This is a genomic window from Microbacterium sp. NPDC089698 (assembly GCF_044749045.1).
GTDB lineage: Bacteria > Actinomycetota > Actinomycetes > Actinomycetales > Microbacteriaceae > Microbacterium.
In genome coordinates this window covers 405,121-426,071 of record NZ_JBIVHE010000001.1, presented here as the reverse complement: position 1 = coordinate 426,071, position 20,951 = coordinate 405,121, and the positions used below count along the sequence as shown (strand labels likewise).

The window sequence follows — 20,951 nt, the reverse complement described above, 5'->3', positions numbered from 1 at the left end:
CCTCGCCCGAGTCTACGGGCGCGATCCTGCACGGCGGCCGGGTGGGCGGGCACGCGGCGGGACGACCTGCGAGAGTGGATCCGTGCACGAGATCCGCATCGACGACCCCGCAGATCCCCGGCTCGACGACTATCGCGGGCTGACCGACACCGCGCTGCGCCTGCGCAGCGATGTCGACGGCGGGCTGTACATCGCCGAGTCCCTCAAGGTCATCGAACGGGCGATCGGGGCCGCTCACCACCCGCGGTCCGTGCTGACCCAGGAACGCTGGCTGGACGGCCTTCGCGCGCTGTTCGGCGACGCCGAGGTCGACGTGTACGTCTGCGCCGACACGGTGGTCGAGGCGGCCGCGGGATTCCCCGTGCATCGCGGTGCGCTGGCGGCCATGCACCGGCCCGCACTCCCCGCACTCGAGGAGGTGGTCCGCGACGCCCGCACGATCCTCGTGCTGGAGGATCTCGTAGAGCATCAGAACGTCGGATCCGCCTTTCGCGCGGCAGCGGCTCTCGGCGCCGACGCGGTGCTCGTCTCGGCCCGCTGCGCGGATCCGCTGTACCGCCGCAGCGTCAAGGTCAGCACCGGAACCGTGTTCCAGGTGCCGTGGACGCGCTTCGCCGGCTGGGAGGAGCTGGCGCCGATCCTGCGCGCAGAGGGCATCGGGATCGCCGCGCTCGCGCTCCGCGACGATGCCGAGACGCTCGAGTCCTACGCAGCGCGGCGTCCGGAACGGGTCGCACTCGCGTTCGGATCCGAGGGGCCAGGACTCACCGCCCCGGCGCTGGCGGCGGCGGACGCCGTCGTGACCATCCCGATGGCCGGCGGCGTGGATTCGCTCAACGTCGCCTCGACCGCCGCCGTCGCGCTCTGGGCGCTGCAGCATCCGCCGGCAGCAGGGTCCTGACAGTGTTCCGGAGCGCTCGGGCGCTCCGGTGCCGCCTCATTCCTCGTGCGGCAGGACCACGGGCATCGGCTCGGGGCGCTTGGCCTCGATCGTGTCGCCGGAGGACTGGTGGCGCAGGCGCCGCAGGACCCAGGGCACGAGGTGCGTGCGCGCCCAGACCAGGTCCTCATTGCGGGCTTCGCGCCAGGTGCGCTCGGGGAACGGGTCGGCGACCATCTCCTGCAGGTCGTTCGGCACGTTCAGGGCGCGCAGCACCATCCGCGCGACCTCATGGTGGCCGAGCGGGTTCATGTGCAGCCGGTCGTCGGCGAAGAAGCGCGGATCCTGGATGGTCTTGAGCCCCCACTGATCGGCGACGATGCAGTCGTGCCGCTCGGCGACCGCGCGCACGTTCTCGTTGTAGATCGCGACCTTGCCGCGGAACGGCCGGAACACCGGGGTGAAGTTCGTGTCGATGCCGGTGATCAGCACGATCGCGGCACCGGTGCGGGCGAGGCGGGTGACCATGTCGTCGAGCAGCACGGCGATCTCGTCCGGATCCGTGCCGGGGCGGATGACATCGTTGCCGCCCGCGCACAGCGTGATGAGGTCGGGGTTCAGTGCGATCGCCGGGGCGACCTGCTCGTCGCTGATCTGCCCGATGAGCTTGCCGCGCACCGCGAGGTTGGCGTAGGCGAAGTCCTCGCTCTGGGCACCGAGCACCTCAGCGACGCGATCGGCCCAGCCGCGGTGGCCCCCGGGCGCGCTCGGCTCCGGATCGCCGATCCCCTCGGTGAACGAGTCGCCGAGGGCCACGTAGCGATGCCACGGGTGCGGGGTGTCGTTGGGGACGTACGGGGTGCGCGGCTCGTGACCGGACATGATCCTCTCCTCCTCGCGGGCGCCTGTTCGGCGGCACAGCATCCGAGACTACCCGCGGACGGGGAGGATCAGCCGCTGGTGTCGCCGTTCGTGCAGGTCTGCTGCGCGGCGGTGCTGCCGCGCACGTTGTCCGAGAGCGGGACCGCGGAGGGGGCCGGCGTCGGCGCCGCGGTCGCCGGAGCCGAGGTGCTGGGCGCCGGAGTCGGCGCCGCCGTCGGCGTCGTCGGCTCGACCGTGACGCCGTCGTTCACCGTGTTCTGATGCGTGATGAGCACCGGCTGGTTGGCCGCGACCGCGGCCCAGAGGGTCTGGGCGGAGGAGTCGTCCGGGATGACGCGGTTGGGGTTGTCCGGGTCGGTGAGGTTCGGGTACTGGATGAAGGTGATGTCCGAAGGCTGCACGTCCTTGACCGCGAGCGCGAGCTGGAGGATCGTCGTGGGGTTGTTGAGCGTCGTGCTCGCCTCGAGGTTCGACAGCGCGATCGTGGCGATCTTGAGCACCTCGGGCACGTTCGAGAGCACCTTGCCGCTCGTGAGCTGGCGGGCGAGGCTGGCCAGATACTGCTGCTGGTTGCCGATGCGCGCGAGGTCGCTCCCGCTCACGAGACCGTGGCGGGTGCGCAGGAACTGCAGCGCCTGCAGGCCCTGGATCGTGTGCTCGCCCGCGCTGAGGTTGAGTCCGGTGTAGGCATCGTCGATCGGCGTCGCGAGGCAGACCTGGACTCCTCCGATCGCGTTCGTGATGTCGATCACGGTGCCGAAGTTCACCGCGGCCGCGAAGTCGACCTGCTGTCCGGACAGTGCCGACACGGTCTTGGCGACGCATGACAGCCCGCCTTCGTCGTAGGTGGTGTTGATCATCGCGCCGCTCTGGGCGGAGACCGACGTGCCGTCCTTGGCCGTGCACGAGGGCACGGGAACGACCATGTCGCGAGGGAAGCTGACGACCGTGATGCGGCGCGGGGTGTTCGAGACATGCATGAGCACCGTCACGTCGTTGTTCACGCTCGAGGCGTCAGGGCCGTCGCAGCGCCCGGGGAAAAGATCGGCGTACTTCGCCTCACAGGCGTCGATGCCCACGACGAGCAGGTTGAAGCCGTTCTTGTAGGCGCCGATGTCGGGTGCGGTCGTCGGGCCGCCTTCCAGCTGCACGCTGTTGTGCGCCACGGCCGCGGTGAGGTCGCTGACCACGTACCCGACCACGGCCACGCCGCTCACCAGGACGACGGCGAGTGCGATGCCGAGCGTGCGAAGCGCTCGCGCCAGGGCGCGGGGACGTCGCGCAGAGCTGTGCTGAGCGATCGGGCGCGCCGAACGGTGTCGTGTCACGGAGATTCCTTCGGGCAGGGCGCTCCGAGTGGAATGCCGGACTGCACTCTACGAACGTCTGCGGTGGATCCGCTGAGCCGATCCCTTGGGATTGCTGTGACCGGCGCCCGGGAATCCGACGCGCCCGGGAATGTCAGCCGCCTCGTCTATCGTGGAATCCCATGCTCTCCCCGTCCTTCCCTCAGCGCGCCCCCTGGGGTACCGCCGACAGGCTGAGGGCATGGCAGCGCGAGGCGCTGGAGGAGTACTTCCGGATCCCCGAGCGCAGGGACTTCCTGGTCGCCGCGACGCCGGGCGCCGGCAAGACGACGTTCGCGCTCACGCTCGCGGTCGAGCTGCTGCACACGAACGAGATCGATCGCGTCATCGTCGTCGCGCCCACCGAGCACCTCAAGACCCAGTGGGCCGACGCCGCGGCGCGCGTGCACATCCGGCTGGATCCGCGGTTCCGCAACAGCCACTGGGCGCCGTCGCGGCAGTATCACGGCGTCGTCGTGACCTACGCGCAGGTCGCCGCGAAGTCCTCGGTGCACAAGCACCTCACGGAGGGCGGGCGCACCCTCGTGATCCTGGACGAGGTGCACCACGGCGGCGACGCGCTGAGCTGGGGCGATGCGATCCGCGATGCCTACGGCCCGGCCAAGCGGCGACTGCTCCTGAGCGGCACTCCGTTCCGCAGCGACACCGCGCCGATCCCGTTCGTCGAGTACTTCCCGGACGAGTCCGGCGCGCGGATCTCCAGCACCGACTACGCCTACGGTTACGGGCGAGCGCTGCAGGACGGCGTCGTCCGACCCGTGCTGTTCCACATGTACGCGGGCAAGATGCGCTGGCGCACGAGCGCGGGCGACGAGCTCGAGGCGCATCTCGGGCAGGACAATACGAAGGACGTCACCTCCCAGGCCTGGCGCACCGCGCTGGATCCGGAGGGGGAGTGGATGCCCGCCGTGCTCTCCGCCGCCGACCGCCGGCTCACCGAGATCCGCCAGCACGTGCCCGACGCGGGCGGCCTCGTGCTCGCGACGGATCAGACCGTGGCTCGCGCGTACGCGAAGATCCTGCACTCGCTCACGGGCCAGCGGGCGACCGTGGTGCTGTCCGACGACGCGACGGCATCGGAGCGCATCGAGAAGTTCAGCGCCTCCAGCGATCGCTGGATGGTCGCGGTGCGCATGGTGTCCGAGGGCGTCGACGTGCCGCGTCTGGCCGTCGGCGTCTACGCCACGTCGTCGTCGACGCCCCTGTTCTTCGCCCAGGCGATCGGCCGCTTCGTGCGCGCCCGTCGTCGGGGCGAGGCGGCGAGCGTGTTCCTGCCGAACGTCCCGGTGCTGATGAAGCTCGCGAACGAGCTCGAGAAGCAGCGCGACCATGCGCTGGACCGGCAGTCCAAGGACGAGGACGGACTCGAGGACTCGCTGCTGGAGAGCGCGAACCGCGAGGACGAGGCATCCGACGCGCTCACCCAGGAGTTCAGCTATCAGGCGATCTCCTCGCTCGCGCACTTCGACCGCGTGGTCTTCGACGGCAAGGAGTTCGGCCAGCTCGCGGAGCCGGGCACGCCCGAGGAGGAGGAGTTCATCGGGATCCCCGGACTCCTCGAGCCCGAGCACGTGCATGAGCTGCTCATGCAGCGGCAGTCACGGCAATCCCGGCTGCGGGAGGCCCGCGAGGCCGCGTTGCCGGCGCAGACGACGACCCTGCCGGAGCCGCTGCACCGGACCCTCCGGGAACAACGGCAGCTGCTCAACAGCCTCGTGGGCGTCTATGCGCGGCAGACCGGCGAGCCGCACGGCGCCGTGCACGCGGAGCTGCGCCGGCTCTGCGGCGGTCCGGCGGTCGCGCAGGCCACGGTGACCCAGCTGCAGTCGCGGATCGACCTCCTGCGGCGGCGCGTCCGAGCCTGATCGGCCCGGTTCCGTCGGCCCCACGGTGACGCGCCCGGCAGTGCCCGGTTCGGATCCCCGAAATGCTGTCAATCCCCGTCCTGACGCGGAATCCGGGGCTTCTCGTCGATAGCGTTGAGCGGTCGCTCCGATCCATGAAGGACCTCATGAACACGCCTGACACCGCCCACGCCGAACCCACCGCGGCCGATCGCCGCCGCTGGGCGCGCTACCTCGTCGAGGAGCGCGCCGAGGCGCACGTCTACCAGCAGCTCGCCCAGCGCCGGGAGGGCGAGGAGCGGGAGATCCTGCTCGAGCTCGCCGCCGCGGAGGGGCGTCACGAGGCGCACTGGCTCGCGCTGCTCGGCGGCGAGCCCGCACGGCTCCCGCGGCCGGGCCTGCGGACCAGGACCCTGGGGTGGATGGCGGGACGGTTCGGCTCGATCTTCGTGCTCGCGCTCGCCCAGAGCGCGGAGGCGCGGTCGCCGTACGACGCCGAGGTCTACGCCACGCCGGCCATGCGCGCCGATGAGAAGGTGCACTTCGAGGTCGTCCGCGGTCTCGCCGCCCGAGGCCGCCGCCAGCTGTCCGGCTCGTTCCGGGCCGCGGTCTTCGGCGCGAATGACGGGCTCGTCAGCAACCTGGCGCTCGTGCTGGGCATCGGGGCGACGGGCGCCGGCAGCAGCCTGGTGCTGTTCAGCGGCTTCGCGGGCCTTCTCGCCGGCGCGCTCTCGATGGGCGCGGGGGAGTTCGTGTCCGTCCGCTCCCAGCGAGAGCTGCTCGAGGCGACTGAGGAGAACGGGCACGGCGCCGCCACCGCAGGCGACCTGGATCTGGACGAGAACGAGCTCGCGCTCGTCTACCGGGCCAGGGGCATGGACACGGACGAGTCCTTGCAGCGCGCCCGCCGTGTGGTGAGCGCGGCGAAGGCGGGTCTGGCGCAGCGCGCGACCGGGCCGCTGCGCGCGTCCGTGGAGGACGGCGATGAGCACGAGATCATCGGCAACGCGTGGCCCGCGGCGATCTCGAGCTTCCTGCTGTTCGCCTCCGGCGCGATCGTGCCGGTGCTGCCCTGGATCTTCGGCATGCAGGGCCTTCCGGCGGTGCTGGTGGCTCTGGCGCTCGTCGGCATCGCACTGCTCGGCACCGGTGCGACCGTGGGCGTCCTCTCCGGAGGCCCGCCGCTGCGCCGCGGGCTGCGCCAACTGGCGATCGGCTTCGGCGCGGCGGCCGTCACCTACGGGCTGGGACTGCTGTTCAACGTCAGCGTGGGCTGACGCCCACCGGCGCCGAAGGAGAGCCGGGGTCGTCGATCCCGGCTCTCCGCGTCCGCCCGCGGCCGCATCTACGTCCGCGTGCGCCCGTCTTGGGGACACGAAGAAGGCCCGGATCATTCGATCCGGGCCTTCTCACCAGCGTGCGCGAGGGGGGACTTGAACCCCCACGCCCTATTCGGGCACTAGCACCTCAAGCTAGCGCGTCTACCTATTCCGCCACCCGCGCTGGTGTTTTTCGGCTGTTCCCAACCGAGGAATGACACTATCACGTTCCACGGGGCCCCTCGAACCGCGGCGCATGTCGGGCGCGTCGCGACCTCGTCCGGAGCCGCGCGGCTCCGGACCGGCCTCGGCCGTTCGGTAGCCTGGACGCATGCCCCAGCCGGATGCCGAACTTCCCGAGGTCGCGCGGATCGCCGCCGAGCTCATCCGCTTCGACACGTCGAATTTCGGCGGCGGTGACGCGAAGGGCGAACGCGAGGCCGCGGAGTACGTGGGCGCCTATCTGGAGGCGCTCGGTCTTCAGCCGGAGTACTACGAGCCGATCCCGCGGCGCACGAACGTCATGGCGCGCGTGGCAGGCCGGAACAGGGACAAGCCGGCGCTGGTCGTGCACGGTCATCTCGACGTCGTGCCCGCGATGGCGGGCGACTGGCAGGTGGACCCGTTCGCCGGCGTCGTGCGCGACGGCATGCTGTGGGGCCGCGGCGCGGTCGACATGAAGAATATGAACGCCATGATCCTCACCTCGGTGGCGGAGATCCTGCGTGCGGGGGAGCAGCCCGAGCGGGACCTCATCCTCGCCTTCTTCGCCGATGAGGAGAACGGCGGCGTCGAGGGCTCGGCGCTCGTCGTGCAGAACCGCCCGGAGTGGTTCGCGGGTGCGACCGAGGCCATCAGCGAGGTCGGCGGCTACTCGATCCCGGTCGGTGACCAGAGCGCCTACCTCCTCCAGGTGGGGGAGAAGGCGCTGATGTGGATCCGCCTCATCGCGAAGGGGCGGGCCGGCCACGGCAGCCGGTTCCATCCGGAGAACGCCGTCACGCGGCTCGCCGAAGCCGTGGCCGCGATCGGACGCACGTCCTGGCCGATCCAGCTGACCGACACGACGCGCGAGTTCCTCGACCGGATGAGCGCCCTGACCGGACTCCCGGTGGACGACCCCGACGCCCTCGCCGCCACCGCCGGCCCGGCAGAGGCGTTCCTGCGCTCCACACTGCGGACGACGACGAACCCGACCGTGCTGCAGGCCGGCTACAAGCACAACGTGATCCCCGAGCGCGCGGAAGCGCTCATCGACGTGCGTGTGATCCCCGGTCAGGAGGAGGAGGTGCTCGCTCAGCTGCGCGCACTCGTCGGCGACGACATCGAGATCGAGATGGTCGTGCAGGACATCGGCATGGAGACGCCGTTCGCGGGCTCTCTCGTCGACGCGATGGTCACGGCGCTCGACCGCCACGATCCCGGCGTCCCCGTCATCCCTTACCTGCTCGGAGCGGGCACCGACAACAAGGCGCTCGCCTTCCTGGGGATCACCGGCTACGGGTTCGCGCCGTTGAAGCTGCCCGCCGATCTCGACTTCACGGGCATGTTCCACGGCGTGGACGAGCGGGTGCCGATCGAGTCCCTGGTGTTCGGGCAGCGTGTGCTCACCGACCTCCTGCGGACCTACTGAGAGCCTCCCCGCACCCCGACCGTTCACCGACCGACCGAACCGCGCGAGCCTGCGCACGACGCGAAAGCGATCCATGCACCTTCTCGAAGCCATCTTCCTGGGGATCGTCCAGGGACTCACCGAGTTCCTGCCCATCTCCTCCAGTGCGCACCTCCGCATCGTCGGCGCGTTCATGCCGGGTCTCGAGGATCCCGGCGCCGCATTCACCGCCATCACCCAGATCGGCACCGAGGCGGCCGTCGTGGTGTTCTTCTGGCGCGACATCGTGCGGATCATCGGCGCCTGGTGGGCGGCCCTGATCGGCCGGATCCCGCGCAACGACCCCGACGCCCGTATGGGCTGGCTGATCATCATCGGCAGCATCCCGATCGTGGTGCTGGGTCTCGTCTTCAAGGACCAGATCGAGACCGTGTTCCGCTCGCTGTGGCTCGTCGCGATCATGCTGATCGTGTTCGGCGTGCTGCTCGGGGTCGCGGACGCGATCGGGGCGCAGCGCCGCAAGCTCAAGGACCTCACCCTCGGCCACGGCATCGTCTACGGCCTCGCCCAGTCGCTCGCGCTGATCCCCGGCGTCTCCCGCTCCGGCGGCACCATCACGGCCGGACTGCTGCTCGGGTACGAGCGCGAGGCCGCCGCGCGCTACGCCTTCCTCCTCGCGATCCCCGCGGTCTTCGGATCCGGTGTGTACCAGGCCGTCAAGAGCATCGGCGAACCGAGCGTGTTCTCGGCGGGCGAGACCCTCGCCGCCACGGGCATCGCCTTCGTCGTCGGCCTCGGCGTGATCGCGTTCTTCATGCGCTGGATCTCCCAGCGCAGCTTCCTGCCGTTCGTGATCTACCGGATCCTGCTCGGCATCGTGCTCATCGTCCTGCTCGCGCTGGGCGTGATCAAGCCCTGAGGACGCGTCGACCGGTCCCGGACACTTCGACAGTCTCAGGACCGCCCCCCGGACCGTTCGACACGCTCAGGGACCGGACAGTTCAGCGCTTGTGCTCGCCCGGACCCTCGCCGTTGCGGCGGAAGAACCGCTCGAAGGCCTGGGCGATCGCCTCACCGGAGGCGTCCGGCGAATCCCAGGTGTCGCGCTTCGTCTCGAGCTGCGCGATGTAGGCGGCCATCTCCTCGTCCTCCGCGGCGGCCGCGTCGATCGTCGCCTCCCACATGGCGGCCTCGGTGGCGAGATGCCCGCGCGGGACGTCGACCCCGGTCACCTCGTGCAGCCGGTCGAGCAGCGCGAGGGTCGCCTTGGGCGAGGAACCGCCGGTCTGCACGTAGTGCGGCACGTTGGCCCAGAGCGAGAGCGCCGGGATCCCGGCCTGCTCCGCCGCATGCTCGAGCGCGGAGAGGATGCCGATGGGACCCTCATAGGTGGAGCGCTCGATGCCGAGCGCCTCGCGCACTTCGGCGTTCTCGCTCGAGGCGAAGATCGAGATCGGCCGCGTGTGCGGCACATCGGAGAGCATCGCGCCGAGGGTGACGAAACCGGTGATGTCCTCGCTCAGCGCGGCGTCGATGAATTCGGCGCTGAACGCCTGCCAGGCGCGTGCGGGCTCGGTTCCGGTCAGCAGCCACAGACGCGGCTCTGCGCCGTCGGCGGCGTCCGTCGGCCGCAGCATCCGCGCCGAGGGCCAGCGCAGGCTGCGGTTGCCCTCCTCGTCGCGCTCGAGCGTCGGCCGGGCCCACTGGTAGTCGAAGTACAGCTCGGGGTCCGCGGCGTGCACGACCTCGAATCCGCCGTCGTCGATCTGCTCGGCGGCGGCGGACGCGGCCTCACCGGCGTCGTTCCAGCCGTCGAAGGCGGCGACGATGATCCGGGTCCCGAGTACCTGCACAGTGTTCCTTCCTGCGGCGACCTGCGCCGTGTGTTCCGTCCAGGCTAGTCCCCGCCACCGTCGGGGGCGCGGGCCGCCGGTACGATGGGGGAGTGAATCAGCACCCTCGCGCGGTCCTCTGGGACATGGACGGAACCCTTGTCGACACCGAACCGTACTGGATGGACGCCGAGACCGATCTGATCGAGTCCTTCGGCGGCACCTGGACGCACGAGCAGGCACTCCAGCTGGTCGGCAACGGCCTGATCGACAGCGCGATCATCCTGCAGGGCGCCGGCGTCGAGATGGGCGCCCAGGAGATCGTCGACGAGCTCACCGAGCGCGTGCGCGTGCGCCTGCAGCAGGACGGCGTCCCGTTCCGGCCGGGCGCGAGGGAGCTGCTGCGCGAGCTGCGCGAGGCGGGCATCCGCACCGCCCTGGTCACCATGTCGCTGCGCCGCATGGCGGAAGACATCGTGTCGCTCATCGGCTTCGACGCGTTCGACGTGATCGTGGGCGGCGACGACGTCGAGCGTCCCAAGCCCTTCCCCGACCCCTATCTGCAGGCGGCGGACGCCCTGGGCGTCGACATCGCCGACACCGTGGCGCTCGAGGACTCCCGCACGGGGCTGCAGGCCGCCGTGTCCGCCCGCACCGTCGCGATCGGCGTGCCGCACATCGTCGCTCTCGACGGACTCGACGCGGACGCGCTCTGGGAGTCGCTCGCGGGACGAGGGGTCGACGACCTCGCCGCCGAGTTCACCCGCGTCCGCGCCGCGCGTGCGGAGGCCGCGCGGTGAGCGCGCAGCGACCCAGCGGTCCGTTCCGCGAGGGCGATCGCGTGCAGCTGACCGGCCCCAAGGGCCGGATGCACACGGTCACGCTGCGCGAGGACGGCGAGCTGCACACGCATCACGGCGTGCTGCGCCACCGTGACCTGATCGGCCTGCCGGACGGATCCGTCGTCGCGAACAGCTCCGGGAACGAGTATCTGGCGCTGCGCCCGCTGCTGCGCGACTTCGTGATGTCGATGCCGCGCGGCGCCGCCATCGTCTACCCGAAGGACGCCGCCCAGATCCTCACCCAGGCCGACATCTTCCCCGGCGCGACGGTCGTCGAGGCCGGGGTCGGATCCGGCGCGCTGTCGCTGTCGTTGATCCGGGCGATCGGGCCCGCGGGGCGCCTGGTCTCCTTCGAACGACGGGACGACTTCGCCGAGGTCGCGAGCGCGAACGTCGAGACGTTCCTCGGCGAGCTGCCCGAGTCGTGGAAGATCGTCGTGGGCGATCTCCAGGAACAGCTCGCCTCGGAGTTCCCCACGGGCAGCGTCGATCGCGTGGTCCTGGACATGCTCGCCCCCTGGGAGTGCATCGACGCCGTGGCCGAGGCCCTCGCGCCGGGCGGTGTGGTGCTCTGCTACATCGCGACCGCGACCCAGCTGTCCCGCGTCGCCGAGTACGTGCGGGCCACGGGGCTGTTCACCGAGCCGGAGTCGTCCGAGACGATGGTCCGCGGCTGGCACGTCGAGGGTCTCGCGGTGCGCCCGGATCACCGCATGGTCGCGCACACCGGCTTCCTCATCACCGCGCGCCGGCTCGCCCCGGGCGCCATCCCGCCGGACGTGAAGCGGCGCGCCGCCAAGAAGCCGAGCTACGGCGACGAGGACGTGGAGCTGTGGACCCCCGGCGCCGTGGGCGACCGGGAGATCACCGACAAGAACCTGCGCAAGCGCGTGCGCGAGGCGCAGCGCGCGGCGGGCGGCGCACGACTCGCCGCTTCGGGCGACGCGGACGAGGATGCGACAGGGAGCGCGGATCCGTCCGCATAGACTGGAGCGCGTGCGTAAGACTGCCGCTGCTCTGATCACCCTCGGCCTCGCCGCCCTCGCGCTGGCCGGCTGCTCCGCTGGTCCGTCCTTCGCGGGACAGGCCTGCTCCGAGATGCCGACCTCCTCCGCCCTCACGAACTCCGTGACGGTGAAGGGCGAATTCGGCAAGGAGCCGTCGGTCACTCTGTCGCTGCCGACGAAGGTGCAGAAGGCGAGCGTCGACGACCTCATCCACGGCACCGGCACCGCGATCACCGCGAAGAACCAGCCCTTCGTGGCCGACATCGCCCTCTACGACGCACGGACGGGGCAGCGGATCGGCGCGACCGGTTTCGACGGCACCACCGCCGTCGCGGACGTGAACACCCTGGCCGCGCAGGCGAAGGTGCTCGGCGACGCGCTGGAGTGCGCCAAGGCCGGATCCCGTCTGCTCATCGGCTTCCCGGCGGGGACCGCCGCGAAGGAGGCCGCGGTCGGCGTCGTGGACGTGCGCACGGTGTTCCTGCCGCATGCGGAGGGCTCGCTCGAGTACAACGACGCCCTCGGCCTGCCGACCGTGGTGCGCGCTCCGGATGGCCGCCCCGGCATCATCATCCCGGACGCCAAGAAGCCCACCAAGCAGGTGGTGCAGACGCTCATCCACGGAGACGGTCCGAAGGTGAAGAAGACCGACGGTGTGCGCGTGCAGTTCACGAGCGTGGACTGGGACACCCGCAAGGTCGTCAACAGCACGTGGGACTCGCAGTCCACGGTGATCTCCGGCGCGGCCGGCATCGAGGGTCAGACCGTCGGATCCCAGGTCCTTCTGATCGTCCCGCCGGCGGCCGCCGGCCAGAGCACAGGCTCGGACGGCAGCGGCACGCAGGCGATCGTCGTCGACATCCTCGGGATCGACGATTCCTCCGCGACGGGGCAGTAGATGGCGGAACGGATCCCCGCGGAGGAGCGCCTGACGAATCTCGTCGTGGCGCTCATGGCCACGGAGATCGGCCTGACCAAGCAGCAGATCCTCGCCTCCGTCTCCGGCTACCGCCAGCGGGCGGAGGGGCGCGCCGACGCGCTCGACAAGATGTTCGAGCGGGACAAGGACGAGCTGCGCGCACTCGGCATCCCGATCGAGACGCTGGGGGACCACGCCGACCCGAATGACCTGCGCGAGGCCCGCTACCGCATTCCGAAGGCGGAATACGACCTGCCGGTCGACATCGAGTTCACGCCGGCCGAGCTCGCGGTCCTCCGGCTCGCGGGAAGCGTGTGGAGCGAGGAATCGCTGTCCGCCGACGCCCAGGCGGGGGTGCGCAAGATCCGCGCGCTGGGAATCGACGTGGACGAGCCGATCATCGGCTTCGCGCCGCGGATCACGGCCCGCGACGCCGCTTTCGCGCCGCTGCAGGGGGCCATCGAGCGCAGTGTCGTCGTGGTCTTCGATTACCTGAAGCCCGGGGAGCAGGCGCCCCGCCGGCGGCGTGTGCAGCCGCTCGCCCTGGTCGAGTATGAAGCGCGCTGGCACGTCTTCGGGCGGGACGTGGATGCCGAGGGCGACCGGATGTTCCTGTTGACGCGCATCGTCGGCGACGTGACGGTCACGAACGACGTCTTCCCCGCCGAGCTGCGCGAAGGCGCGGGGGAGCGGGCGCTCGCGAGCCTGGAGGCCGTCGCCGCCGCGCACTCCGCACTCCTCGAGATCACGCCGGGCACCGAAGCGGCGCTCCGTCTGGGGCGGCGTGCAGAACCTGCGCTGCAGGGCATCCGCGTGCCCTATGTCGATCTGCACATCCTCGCGGACGAGCTGGCCTCCTACGGGCCCGAGGTGCGCGTGGTGGAGCCCGCCGTTCTCCGCGATGCGGTCATCGTGCGCCTGCGCGCCGCGGCGGCGGCGCACGTCGACGCGAAGGACGGGGCATGATGGCGCAGCGCAGACCTCTGCTGAGCTCGGACCGCGTCCGGGCCTACCTCACGCTCGTGCCGTACCTGCTCGAGCGCGGCGAGGTGTCGCTGGCCGAGGCCGCCGCGGAGTTCGACATGACCGAGACCCAGATGCGGGCCATGGTCGAGAAGCTCACGGTGATCGGTCTTCCCGGCGACGAGGGCTATTGGCAGGCGCCGCAGGAGCTGTTCGACATCAACTGGGACCTGCTCGACGAGCAGGGCATCATCGAGATCACGAACGACGTGGGGCTGCGACGCGTTCCGAAGTTCACGGCGCGCGAGGCCGCGGCGCTGGTCGCCGGCCTGCAGCTGGCCTCGGCGGTGCCCGGCGTCGCCGATTCGGGCGTGGTGCAGGGGCTCATCGCGAAGCTCTCCCGCGGAGCGGCAGGGCTGCCTGCCGACGTCATCGTCGCGCCGGGCCCGGTCGACGAGGTCCGCACGGTGGTCGCGACCGCGCTGCAGGAGCACGTCGCGGTGTCCTTCACCTATCGGGCCCCGGACTCGGTGCCGACGACCCGCACCGTGGATCCCGTGACCGTGCTGATCACCAACGGGCAGTGGTACCTGCAGGGCTGGTGCCACCTGCGCCGCGCGATGCGCACGTTCCATCTCGATCGCGTCAGCGAGCCACGGCTCACCGAGATCCCGATCACCCACGGGGACGAGCCCGTTCCGGAGCTGTTCGCCGGGAACGAGGAGCGCGACGAGGCCGTGATCCGCTTCCCGGAGCGTCTCGCCCCGCTGCTGCGCGACTACCTGCGCCGCGCCGAGGCCGACGTGGAGAACGGCTTCATGACCGCTACGCTTCACGTGGGGGATCCGCTCAGCCTGAAGCGGCTGGCCGCTCGTTTCGGCGGCGCGGTGGAGATCCTGGAGCCCGTGTCGGCGCGATCCGCCGCTCGCGAATGGGCGATCGCAGCACTTGCGCTGTACTCCGAACAAACCACCCCGCAGTCACGGTAGACTGTGGCGCAACACCCGATCCATCAAGGGAGATCATCATGTTCGCCGGACTCAACGGATGGCATCTGGTCATCATCCTCGCCGTCATCCTGCTGTTGTTCGGCGCGGCTAAGCTTCCCGCGCTCGCGAAGAGCATGGGCCAGTCGGCGCGTGTCTTCAAGGGTGAGATGAAGGCCATGAAGGACGACGACGCGGCAGCCGCTGCGACGGACGCCGCCACCGCCGCATCGACGCAGGCGCCCGCGACCACCGCGCTGCCGACCGCTGCGCCGAACGCCGCCGACACCACCGCTGTCAACCCGCCGCACGACGCCGGTACCCAGCGCTGACGGGCGTGACCGACGCGTCACCGGCGACGAAGGGGCGGAAGCCGCGTCGCGATAGCACCATGCCCCTCGCGGGGCACCTCATCGAGTTGCGCAAGCGACTCGTCATCGCCGCGGCCGCGCTCATCATCGGCATGGTGATCGCGTTCTTCATCACAGATCCGATCCTCAACTTCGTGACCGAGCCGATCCGGCAGGTGGCGAAGGAGCGCGGCAAGGATCTGGTCGGCTTCACCTTCTCCTCGGTGACAGCGCCGTTCGATCTGCGGATGCGCATGGCGTTCTCGATCGGCATCTTCCTCTCGGCGCCCGTATGGCTCTGGCAGATCTGGGCGTTCATCATGCCCGGGCTCACGAAGAAGGAGATCCGGTACACGGTGGGGTTCGTCGCCTCCGCGGTGCCGCTGTTCTTCGCCGGCTGCTATGTGGGCGTGCTCGTCATGCCGCACATCATCGAGCTCATGGCCGGCTTCACGCCCGAGGGCGCGCAGAACCTGTACAACGCGCAGGACTACTACGACTTCGTCTTCAAGCTGATGATCGTCATCGGCGTCTCGTTCATCATCCCGGTGTTCCTCGTCGCGCTGAACTTCGCCGGGATCATGTCGGGGCGGGCGATCCTGAAGGCGTGGCGGATCGCGATCCTCATCGCCTGCCTCTTCGCCGCCCTGGCGACGCCGGCGGCCGACGTCGTGAGCATGCTGATGCTCGCGGGAATCCTCATCGTGCTGTACTTCGCCGCGGCGTGCCTGTCGCTGCTCTTCGACAGGCGCAAGCACAAGCGCCAGCAGGAGTTCCTCGAGGAGTCCACGGTATGACCTCACCGGCGGATCGCTACGCCGCCGCCCGTGCCGCTCAGGACCACCCCGCCACGACCTCGTTCGCGGCGATGCAGCGCTTCCAGCTGGACCCGTTCCAGGTCGAGGGCTGCCACGCCCTCGAGCGCGGCAGCAGTGTGCTCGTCGCCGCTCCCACGGGCGCCGGCAAGACGATCATCGGCGAGTTCGCGATCCATCAGGCGATGTCGACGCCCTCGGACAAGGCGTTCTACACGACGCCGATGAAGGCGCTGTCGAACCAGAAGTTCCGTGAGCTGGTGGACGTCTACGGCGCCGACCAGGTGGGTCTCCTCACCGGCGACGTCAACATCAACGGCTCCGCGCGCATCGTGGTGATGACCACCGAGGTGCTGCGCAACATGATCTACGCCGATTCGCGAGCGCTGGACGATCTCCGCTACGTGATCATGGACGAGGTGCACTACCTCGCCGACCGCTTCCGCGGCGCGGTGTGGGAAGAGGTCATCATCCACCTGCCGCGGAGCGTGCGGCTCGTCGCGCTCAGTGCGACGGTGTCCAACGCCGAGGAGTTCGGCGACTGGCTGGACACCGTCCGAGGGGGCACCGAGGTCATCGTCTCCGAGACGCGTCCGGTGCCGCTCGAGCAGCACGTGCTCGTGCGCGACGATCTGCTGCCGCTGTTCGACGACCGCGCCGGCATCGCCACCGCGCAGGTCAATCAGGAGCTGCTGCGGATCCGCTCCTTCGGCGGCGCCAACTACGAGCGCAACCGCGAAGCGCAGCAGTACCGCAGCGCACGCCACGGGGGAGCGCAGGGGCGCCGTCCGCAGCGGGGCGGCAAGCGGCCTGTGCGATCGGCCAACGTGCGCCGCATCGAGCGGCTCGACCGGCCGCAGGTCGTGGACCTGCTCGATCGCGCGAACCTGCTGCCGGCGATCTTCTTCATCTTCAGCCGGGTGGGGTGCGACTCGGCGGTGCAGCAGGTGCGTCGCTCCGGCCTGCGGCTGACCACGGCCGAGGAGCGGCGGGAGATCCGCGCGATCGTCGAGGACCGAGTGCGCACGCTGCGCGACGAGGACCTGGCGGTGCTCGGCTACTGGGACTGGCTCGACAACCTGGAGCGCGGTGTGGCCGCGCATCACGCCGGACTCCTGCCAGCGTTCAAGGAGATCGTCGAGGAGCTCTTCCAGCAGCGCCTGCTGAAGGTCGTGTTCGCGACCGAGACCCTCGCGCTCGGGATCAACATGCCGGCGCGCACCGTGGTGCTCGAGCGCATGGAGAAGTTCAACGGCGAAGCACGCGTCGCGATCACGTCGGGGGAGTACACCCAGCTCACCGGACGGGCCGGTCGGCGCGGGATCGACGTCGAGGGCCATGCCGTCGTGCAGTGGACAGAGGGGATGGATCCCCAGGCCGTCGCGGCACTCGCCTCGCGGCGCACCTATCCGCTGAACTCCAGCTTCCGGCCCACCTACAACATGGCGGTGAACCTGCTGGACCGCTTCGGACGGAATCGCTCCCGCGAAGTGCTGGAGTCTTCCTTCGCGCAGTTCCAGGCGGATCGCGCGGTCGTGGGTCTTGCGCGCACGGTACGCGAGGCCGAGGCATCGCTCGAGGGATACCTCGGATCGATGACCTGCGACCGCGGCGACTTCACGGAGTACTCGGGGATCCGACGCGAGCTCAGCGATCTGGAGAAGAAGAACCGCACCGACCAGCAGGCGCCGCGAGGCGTACGGGAGAAGCGGCTGCATCAGATCGAGTCGCTCCGCCGTGCGATGCAGCGCCACGCCTGCCATCGGTGCCCCGATCGGGAGCAGCATGCGCGCTGGGCCGAGCGGTACTGGAAGCTCAAGCGCGAGACCGACCGCACCCGTCGCCAGATCGAGAACCGCACTGGCACCGTGGCCCGTGTCTTCGACCGCGTGCTCGACGTGCTCACGGAGGTCGGCTACGTGCAGGGGCGCGGCGATGCGCTGACGCTCACCGACGCCGGGCGCACCATGCAGCGCATCTACGGAGAGCGCGACCTGCTCGTGGCGGAGTCGCTCCGCCGCGGTCTGTGGGACGGCCTGGACGCGCCCTCGCTGGCGGCGATGGCCTGCGCGCTCGTCTACGAGCCGCGCCGCGATGACGGATCGATCGACCCTCGCGACCTGCCGCGAGGCCGGTTCAGGATCGCCTGGGAGCGCACGCAGGAGCTCTGGGCCGAACTCGACGATCTCGAACACGACAACAGGCTGCCGGGATCCGACCGGCCGTCGGCCGGACTCGCCGGCGCGATGCGCGCCTGGGCGCGCGGGAGCGCGCTCGACGTGGTGCTGGAGGATGCGGACATGCCGGCGGGAGACTTCGTCCGCTGGGCCAAGCAGACGATCGATCTGCTGGATCAGCTCTCGATCGTCGCCCCGAACGCGGAGACGGCTCGCACCGCCCGCACCGCGCTCGACGGCGTCCGCCGCGGCATCGTCGCCTACTCCTCGATGTGACCGTGACGACCCACCTCACCGCGCCCGTCGACGCCGACGCCCCGCCCTCCGCGATCCGTCCCGTGCTGCCCTTGTGGGTGGCGCTGATCGCCGCCGCAGCCGCCGGTGGGCTGCTGAATCTGGCGTTCCCGGCGCTCTCGCTCTGGATCGTGGCCTTCCCCGCCGTCGCGCTGCTGCTGCTCTCGCTGATCGGGCGCCGCACCTGGTCCGCGCTGCTGGTCGGTTTCGTCTACGGCGCCGTGTTCTTCCTCGTCCTGGTCTCGTGGACGGCCCGCTATCTGGGGCCGATCCCCTGGCTCGCCCTCGGGCTGCTCGAGGGGGCTCTAACGGCGATCGCACTGATCCCGGTGACGCTCGCGTACCGGTGGATCCCGCGGATCCTGGGCCCGGGGTTCCTGCGCGCGCTCGTGATCTCACTCGTCGTCGCCGCGCTGTGGACAGGACGGGAGCTGTTCCTGGGCAACTGGCCCTACGGCGGCTTCCCGTGGGCGCGCATTGCATACACGCTGTCCGACACGTCGGCCGCGCGCGTGACGAGCTGGATCGGGATCAGCGGGCTGAGCTTCCTGATGGTCCTCCTCGTCGCCTTCCTCGTCGAGGCCGTGCGCACCCGCCGGCGCCCGCGCGCCGCGTCGCTCCTCATGCCCGTGGCGCTCATCGCGCTGCTCGCATTCCTGCCCGCGTTCCCGACGACGGCGAACGGCTCGATGCGCATCGGAGCGGTTCAGGGCAACGGCCCGACCGGATACTTCGACAAGCGCGAGCCGCTGTCGGTGCTGAACGCCCAGGCGGCGGCCACGGAGCCCCTGTTCGGCAAGCGGATGGATCTGCTGGTCTGGCCCGAGGGCGGCCTTGATGACGATCCGTTCCAGTACCCGGTGCTCGCCGACGCCCTCGATGCGATCTCGGCGCGTGTGAACGCGCCGATCCTCGCCAATGCGGCCACGCAGAAGGGCGAGCTGTTCTACAACACCTCGTTCCTGTGGCCGGCCGGCAACCAGCGCTCTCTGACGCGGGAGGACGTGCAGACGCACGCCAAGCGCCACCCGGTGCCGTTCGGCGAGTACGTGCCGGACAGGGCCTTCTACAACGCGATCGTCCCGGACCTCATCGGCCTGATCGGACGCGAGTACACCCCGGGTACGGATGCGCCCGTCGTCCGCGTCGGGAGCACCCCGGTGGGACTCGCGATCTGCTTCGACGTGATCTACGACGACCTCATCGCGCAGGGCATCGATTCGGGTGCGCAGGTGCTCGTCTTCCAGACCAACAACGCGGACTTCCGGGGCACCGAGGAGAATCTGCAGCAGCTCGGGATCGCCCGCATGCGCGCCGTGGAGACCGGACGTTCGGTCGTGAACATCTCGACCGTCGGCACGAGTCAGGTGATCCGCGCGGACGGATCCACTCAAGCGTCTCTGAACGAGGATCGCCCCGGTGCGCTGCTCGAGGATGTCGAGCTGCACACCGGGGCGACCGCGGGGGTGCTCATCGGGCCCTGGCTGGAGCAGATCCTGCTGTGGGGCGGATTGCTCGTGGTCGTGATCGGGGGCGTGGCCGCCCGGGTGCGACGGGGCCGGTCGGGAGCTTAGGCGCCGATCCGCTCTCGCGTCGGATCCTCACCGGCTCCGCGGCGCGCGCGGATGAAGGCGAGACGCTCCTCCAGGAGCTCCTCGAGCTCGGCGCGGGTACGGCGCTCCAGCAGCATGTCCCAGTGGGTGCGTCCGGCCTTGTCGCCGTCCTCCGCGATCTCGACGGGCTTGCCGTCGACCTGCAGACGGGCTTCGGCGCCGCAGGCGCGGCACTCCCAGGTGGTCGGCGGCTCAGCGTCGGCCGCGAACATCAGGGTGGTCACGTGGCCGCAGGAGTCGCAGGTGTATGCGCTCTGCTGGCGTTCCATGAAGACGACGCCCTCTTCGCTCTGAAGGCTCTGGGCGCCGAGTCGGATTCCTCTAAGGCTGCGATCTGCCATTGTGTGGTCCTCTCGTCGCCCTCAGGTATATCGGCCCGGCCTGTGCAGAAGATGCGAAGGGGGCAAACCATGAACGCTTTCACAGTCGATACCCAGCCCGAAGCCGCTCGGCGCGGGGAATGAGATCGAGTCCTGTTCCGCGTGGGATCGGATGTCAGCGCGGCGTCAGCGTCCGGATGGCGAGGTCCGCACGGTCCGTGACGATGCCGTCGGCGCCGGCAGCGACCAGAGCCCTCATGCGCTCCGGGTCGTTGATCGTCCACACGTGCACCTCGACGCCAGCGTCATGCGCCGCGCGGACGAGAGAGGGGGTGAGGACGCGAAGGGGACCGAAGCGCTCGGGGATCTGCACGGCGTCGAGCCCGCGCAGGATCCGCCGCGCCCAGCCCCGCAGGCGGAGGGCGGAGGCGAGCCGGAGCAGCGCGATCGCGTTCCTGCCTCCGGAGGAGGCGGGAACCACATCCGCATCCGCCTTCACGGTGGCCGCCAGCGCCGCGTGCCGGTTGCGATCGTCGAAGCTCGTGAGAAGGACCCGATGCGCGTGAGGGGCGACCGCTCTTCCGACATCCTCTGCGGCCGCAAGCGCCTTCACATCCACGTTGAACCGCAGCAGCGGGAACGAATCGAGGGCCTCCGCGAGGGTGAGGAGCCCGCCGTGCGCGGCGAAGAGCCTCGCCAGCTCGGCCGTCGTGACCTCGGCGACCGGCCGCGGATCGCCCAGCAGCCGCTGCAGGGTCTCATCGTGGAAGAGCACGGCATCGCCGTCGGCGGTGGCCCGGCAGTCGGTCTCCACGTACTCCGCACCCGCGGCGTCCGCAGCGGCGATCGCGAGGGCGGAGTTGTCGAACACAGACGAGTCCCCGCCCACCAGACCGCGGTGAGCGAGGACTCTCGGCGCCGAAGCACCC

The 20,951-nt window shown here is 70.3% G+C and carries 19 protein-coding genes and 1 tRNA gene; 14 read left to right on the top strand and 6 right to left on the bottom strand.

Annotation, left to right across the window (positions count from 1 at the left end; genetic code table 11):
- The first annotated feature begins 82 nt into the window (after positions 1 to 82).
- Positions 83 to 901, top strand: a complete 819-nt coding sequence (locus ACIPY5_RS02010; protein WP_400966064.1) for a TrmH family RNA methyltransferase — start codon at positions 83 to 85, stop codon at positions 899 to 901.
- A 36-nt stretch (positions 902 to 937) separates the two neighbouring features.
- On the opposite strand, the gene ACIPY5_RS02005 is transcribed toward ACIPY5_RS02010, so the two are convergent.
- Positions 938 to 1,762, bottom strand: a complete 825-nt coding sequence (locus tag ACIPY5_RS02005; RefSeq protein ID WP_309338262.1) for an SGNH/GDSL hydrolase family protein — start codon at positions 1,760 to 1,762, stop codon at positions 938 to 940.
- 68 nt (positions 1,763 to 1,830) lie between these two features.
- Positions 1,831 to 3,090: an LCP family protein gene (locus ACIPY5_RS02000; RefSeq protein ID WP_400966060.1), complete on the bottom strand. Its 1,260-nt coding sequence runs from the start codon at positions 3,088 to 3,090 to the stop codon at positions 1,831 to 1,833.
- Positions 3,091 to 3,251: 161 nt separating this feature from the next.
- On the opposite strand from ACIPY5_RS02000, the gene ACIPY5_RS01995 reads away from it, so the two are divergent.
- Together ACIPY5_RS01995 and ACIPY5_RS01990 are read left to right on the top strand one after the other, a co-directional pair.
- Positions 3,252 to 4,994 carry a DEAD/DEAH box helicase gene (locus ACIPY5_RS01995; RefSeq protein ID WP_400966057.1) on the top strand — a complete coding sequence of 581 codons (1,743 nt, stop codon included), beginning with the start codon at positions 3,252 to 3,254 and terminating at the stop codon, positions 4,992 to 4,994.
- Between the two features lie 146 nt (positions 4,995 to 5,140).
- A complete protein-coding gene (locus ACIPY5_RS01990) occupies positions 5,141 to 6,250 on the top strand; it encodes a VIT1/CCC1 transporter family protein (RefSeq protein ID WP_400966054.1) in 1,110 nt (369 codons plus the stop codon).
- A 141-nt stretch (positions 6,251 to 6,391) separates the two neighbouring features.
- Here ACIPY5_RS01990 and ACIPY5_RS01985 read toward each other — a convergent pair.
- Positions 6,392 to 6,476: transfer RNA gene (locus ACIPY5_RS01985), tRNA-Leu, on the bottom strand.
- A 147-nt stretch (positions 6,477 to 6,623) separates the two neighbouring features.
- Here ACIPY5_RS01985 and ACIPY5_RS01980 point away from each other — a divergent pair.
- Together ACIPY5_RS01980 and ACIPY5_RS01975 are read left to right on the top strand one after the other, a co-directional pair.
- Positions 6,624 to 7,925: a M20/M25/M40 family metallo-hydrolase gene (locus ACIPY5_RS01980; RefSeq protein WP_400966051.1), complete on the top strand. Its 1,302-nt coding sequence runs from the start codon at positions 6,624 to 6,626 to the stop codon at positions 7,923 to 7,925.
- A gap of 73 nt (positions 7,926 to 7,998) precedes the next feature.
- Entirely contained in the window at positions 7,999 to 8,823 is an 825-nt protein-coding gene (locus ACIPY5_RS01975; RefSeq protein ID WP_400966048.1) for an undecaprenyl-diphosphate phosphatase, read from the top strand.
- Positions 8,824 to 8,905: 82 nt separating this feature from the next.
- Here ACIPY5_RS01975 and ACIPY5_RS01970 read toward each other — a convergent pair whose 3' ends face one another.
- Positions 8,906 to 9,757: a PAC2 family protein gene (locus ACIPY5_RS01970; RefSeq protein ID WP_309338244.1), complete on the bottom strand. Its 852-nt coding sequence runs from the start codon at positions 9,755 to 9,757 to the stop codon at positions 8,906 to 8,908.
- Positions 9,758 to 9,849: 92 nt separating this feature from the next.
- Between ACIPY5_RS01970 and ACIPY5_RS01965 the strand changes: the two genes are divergently transcribed.
- The 9 genes from ACIPY5_RS01965 to lnt are packed head-to-tail and all read left to right on the top strand — an operon-like array spanning position 9,850 to position 19,663.
- Positions 9,850 to 10,536, top strand: coding sequence for an HAD family phosphatase (locus ACIPY5_RS01965; protein WP_309338243.1), 687 nt, complete (start codon positions 9,850 to 9,852; stop codon positions 10,534 to 10,536).
- Positions 10,533 to 11,564, top strand: a complete 1,032-nt coding sequence (locus tag ACIPY5_RS01960; RefSeq protein WP_309338239.1) for a tRNA (adenine-N1)-methyltransferase — start codon at positions 10,533 to 10,535, stop codon at positions 11,562 to 11,564. The genes ACIPY5_RS01965 and ACIPY5_RS01960 overlap by 4 nt, the downstream gene beginning before the upstream one ends.
- 10 nt (positions 11,565 to 11,574) lie before the next feature.
- A complete protein-coding gene (locus ACIPY5_RS01955; protein WP_400966042.1) occupies positions 11,575 to 12,483 on the top strand; it encodes an FKBP-type peptidyl-prolyl cis-trans isomerase in 909 nt (302 codons plus the stop codon).
- Positions 12,484 to 13,470, top strand: a complete 987-nt coding sequence (locus ACIPY5_RS01950) for a helix-turn-helix transcriptional regulator (protein WP_400966039.1) — start codon at positions 12,484 to 12,486, stop codon at positions 13,468 to 13,470.
- On the top strand, positions 13,467 to 14,456 hold the full coding sequence (locus ACIPY5_RS01945) for a helix-turn-helix transcriptional regulator (protein ID WP_400966036.1): 990 nt from the start codon (positions 13,467 to 13,469) through the stop codon (positions 14,454 to 14,456). The genes ACIPY5_RS01950 and ACIPY5_RS01945 overlap by 4 nt, the downstream gene beginning before the upstream one ends.
- A gap of 38 nt (positions 14,457 to 14,494) precedes the next feature.
- Positions 14,495 to 14,785 carry a Sec-independent protein translocase subunit TatA gene (gene tatA, locus ACIPY5_RS01940; protein WP_309338227.1) on the top strand — a complete coding sequence of 97 codons (291 nt, stop codon included), beginning with the start codon at positions 14,495 to 14,497 and terminating at the stop codon, positions 14,783 to 14,785.
- Positions 14,786 to 14,844: 59 nt separating this feature from the next.
- Positions 14,845 to 15,600 (top strand): twin-arginine translocase subunit TatC, encoded by a 756-nt coding sequence (gene tatC / locus ACIPY5_RS01935; RefSeq protein WP_309338223.1) that lies wholly within the window; start codon positions 14,845 to 14,847, stop codon positions 15,598 to 15,600.
- On the top strand, positions 15,597 to 18,071 hold the full coding sequence (locus ACIPY5_RS01930) for a DEAD/DEAH box helicase (protein WP_400966031.1): 2,475 nt from the start codon (positions 15,597 to 15,599) through the stop codon (positions 18,069 to 18,071). Before tatC ends, ACIPY5_RS01930 begins: the two co-directional genes overlap by 4 nt.
- Positions 18,068 to 19,663, top strand: a complete 1,596-nt coding sequence (lnt, locus tag ACIPY5_RS01925; protein ID WP_400966028.1) for an apolipoprotein N-acyltransferase — start codon at positions 18,068 to 18,070, stop codon at positions 19,661 to 19,663. The genes ACIPY5_RS01930 and lnt overlap by 4 nt, the downstream gene beginning before the upstream one ends.
- On the opposite strand, the gene ACIPY5_RS01920 is transcribed toward lnt, so the two are convergent.
- The gene (locus ACIPY5_RS01920; protein ID WP_309338216.1) at positions 19,660 to 20,043 is read right to left on the bottom strand and encodes an RNA polymerase-binding protein RbpA; all 384 of its coding nucleotides are present in this window, start codon (positions 20,041 to 20,043) and stop codon (positions 19,660 to 19,662) included. The genes lnt and ACIPY5_RS01920 overlap by 4 nt on opposite strands.
- Positions 20,044 to 20,197: 154 nt before the next feature.
- On the bottom strand, positions 20,198 to 20,911 hold the full coding sequence (locus tag ACIPY5_RS01915; RefSeq protein WP_400968444.1) for a glycerophosphodiester phosphodiesterase family protein: 714 nt from the start codon (positions 20,909 to 20,911) through the stop codon (positions 20,198 to 20,200).
- Between the last annotated feature and the right edge of the window lie 40 nt (positions 20,912 to 20,951).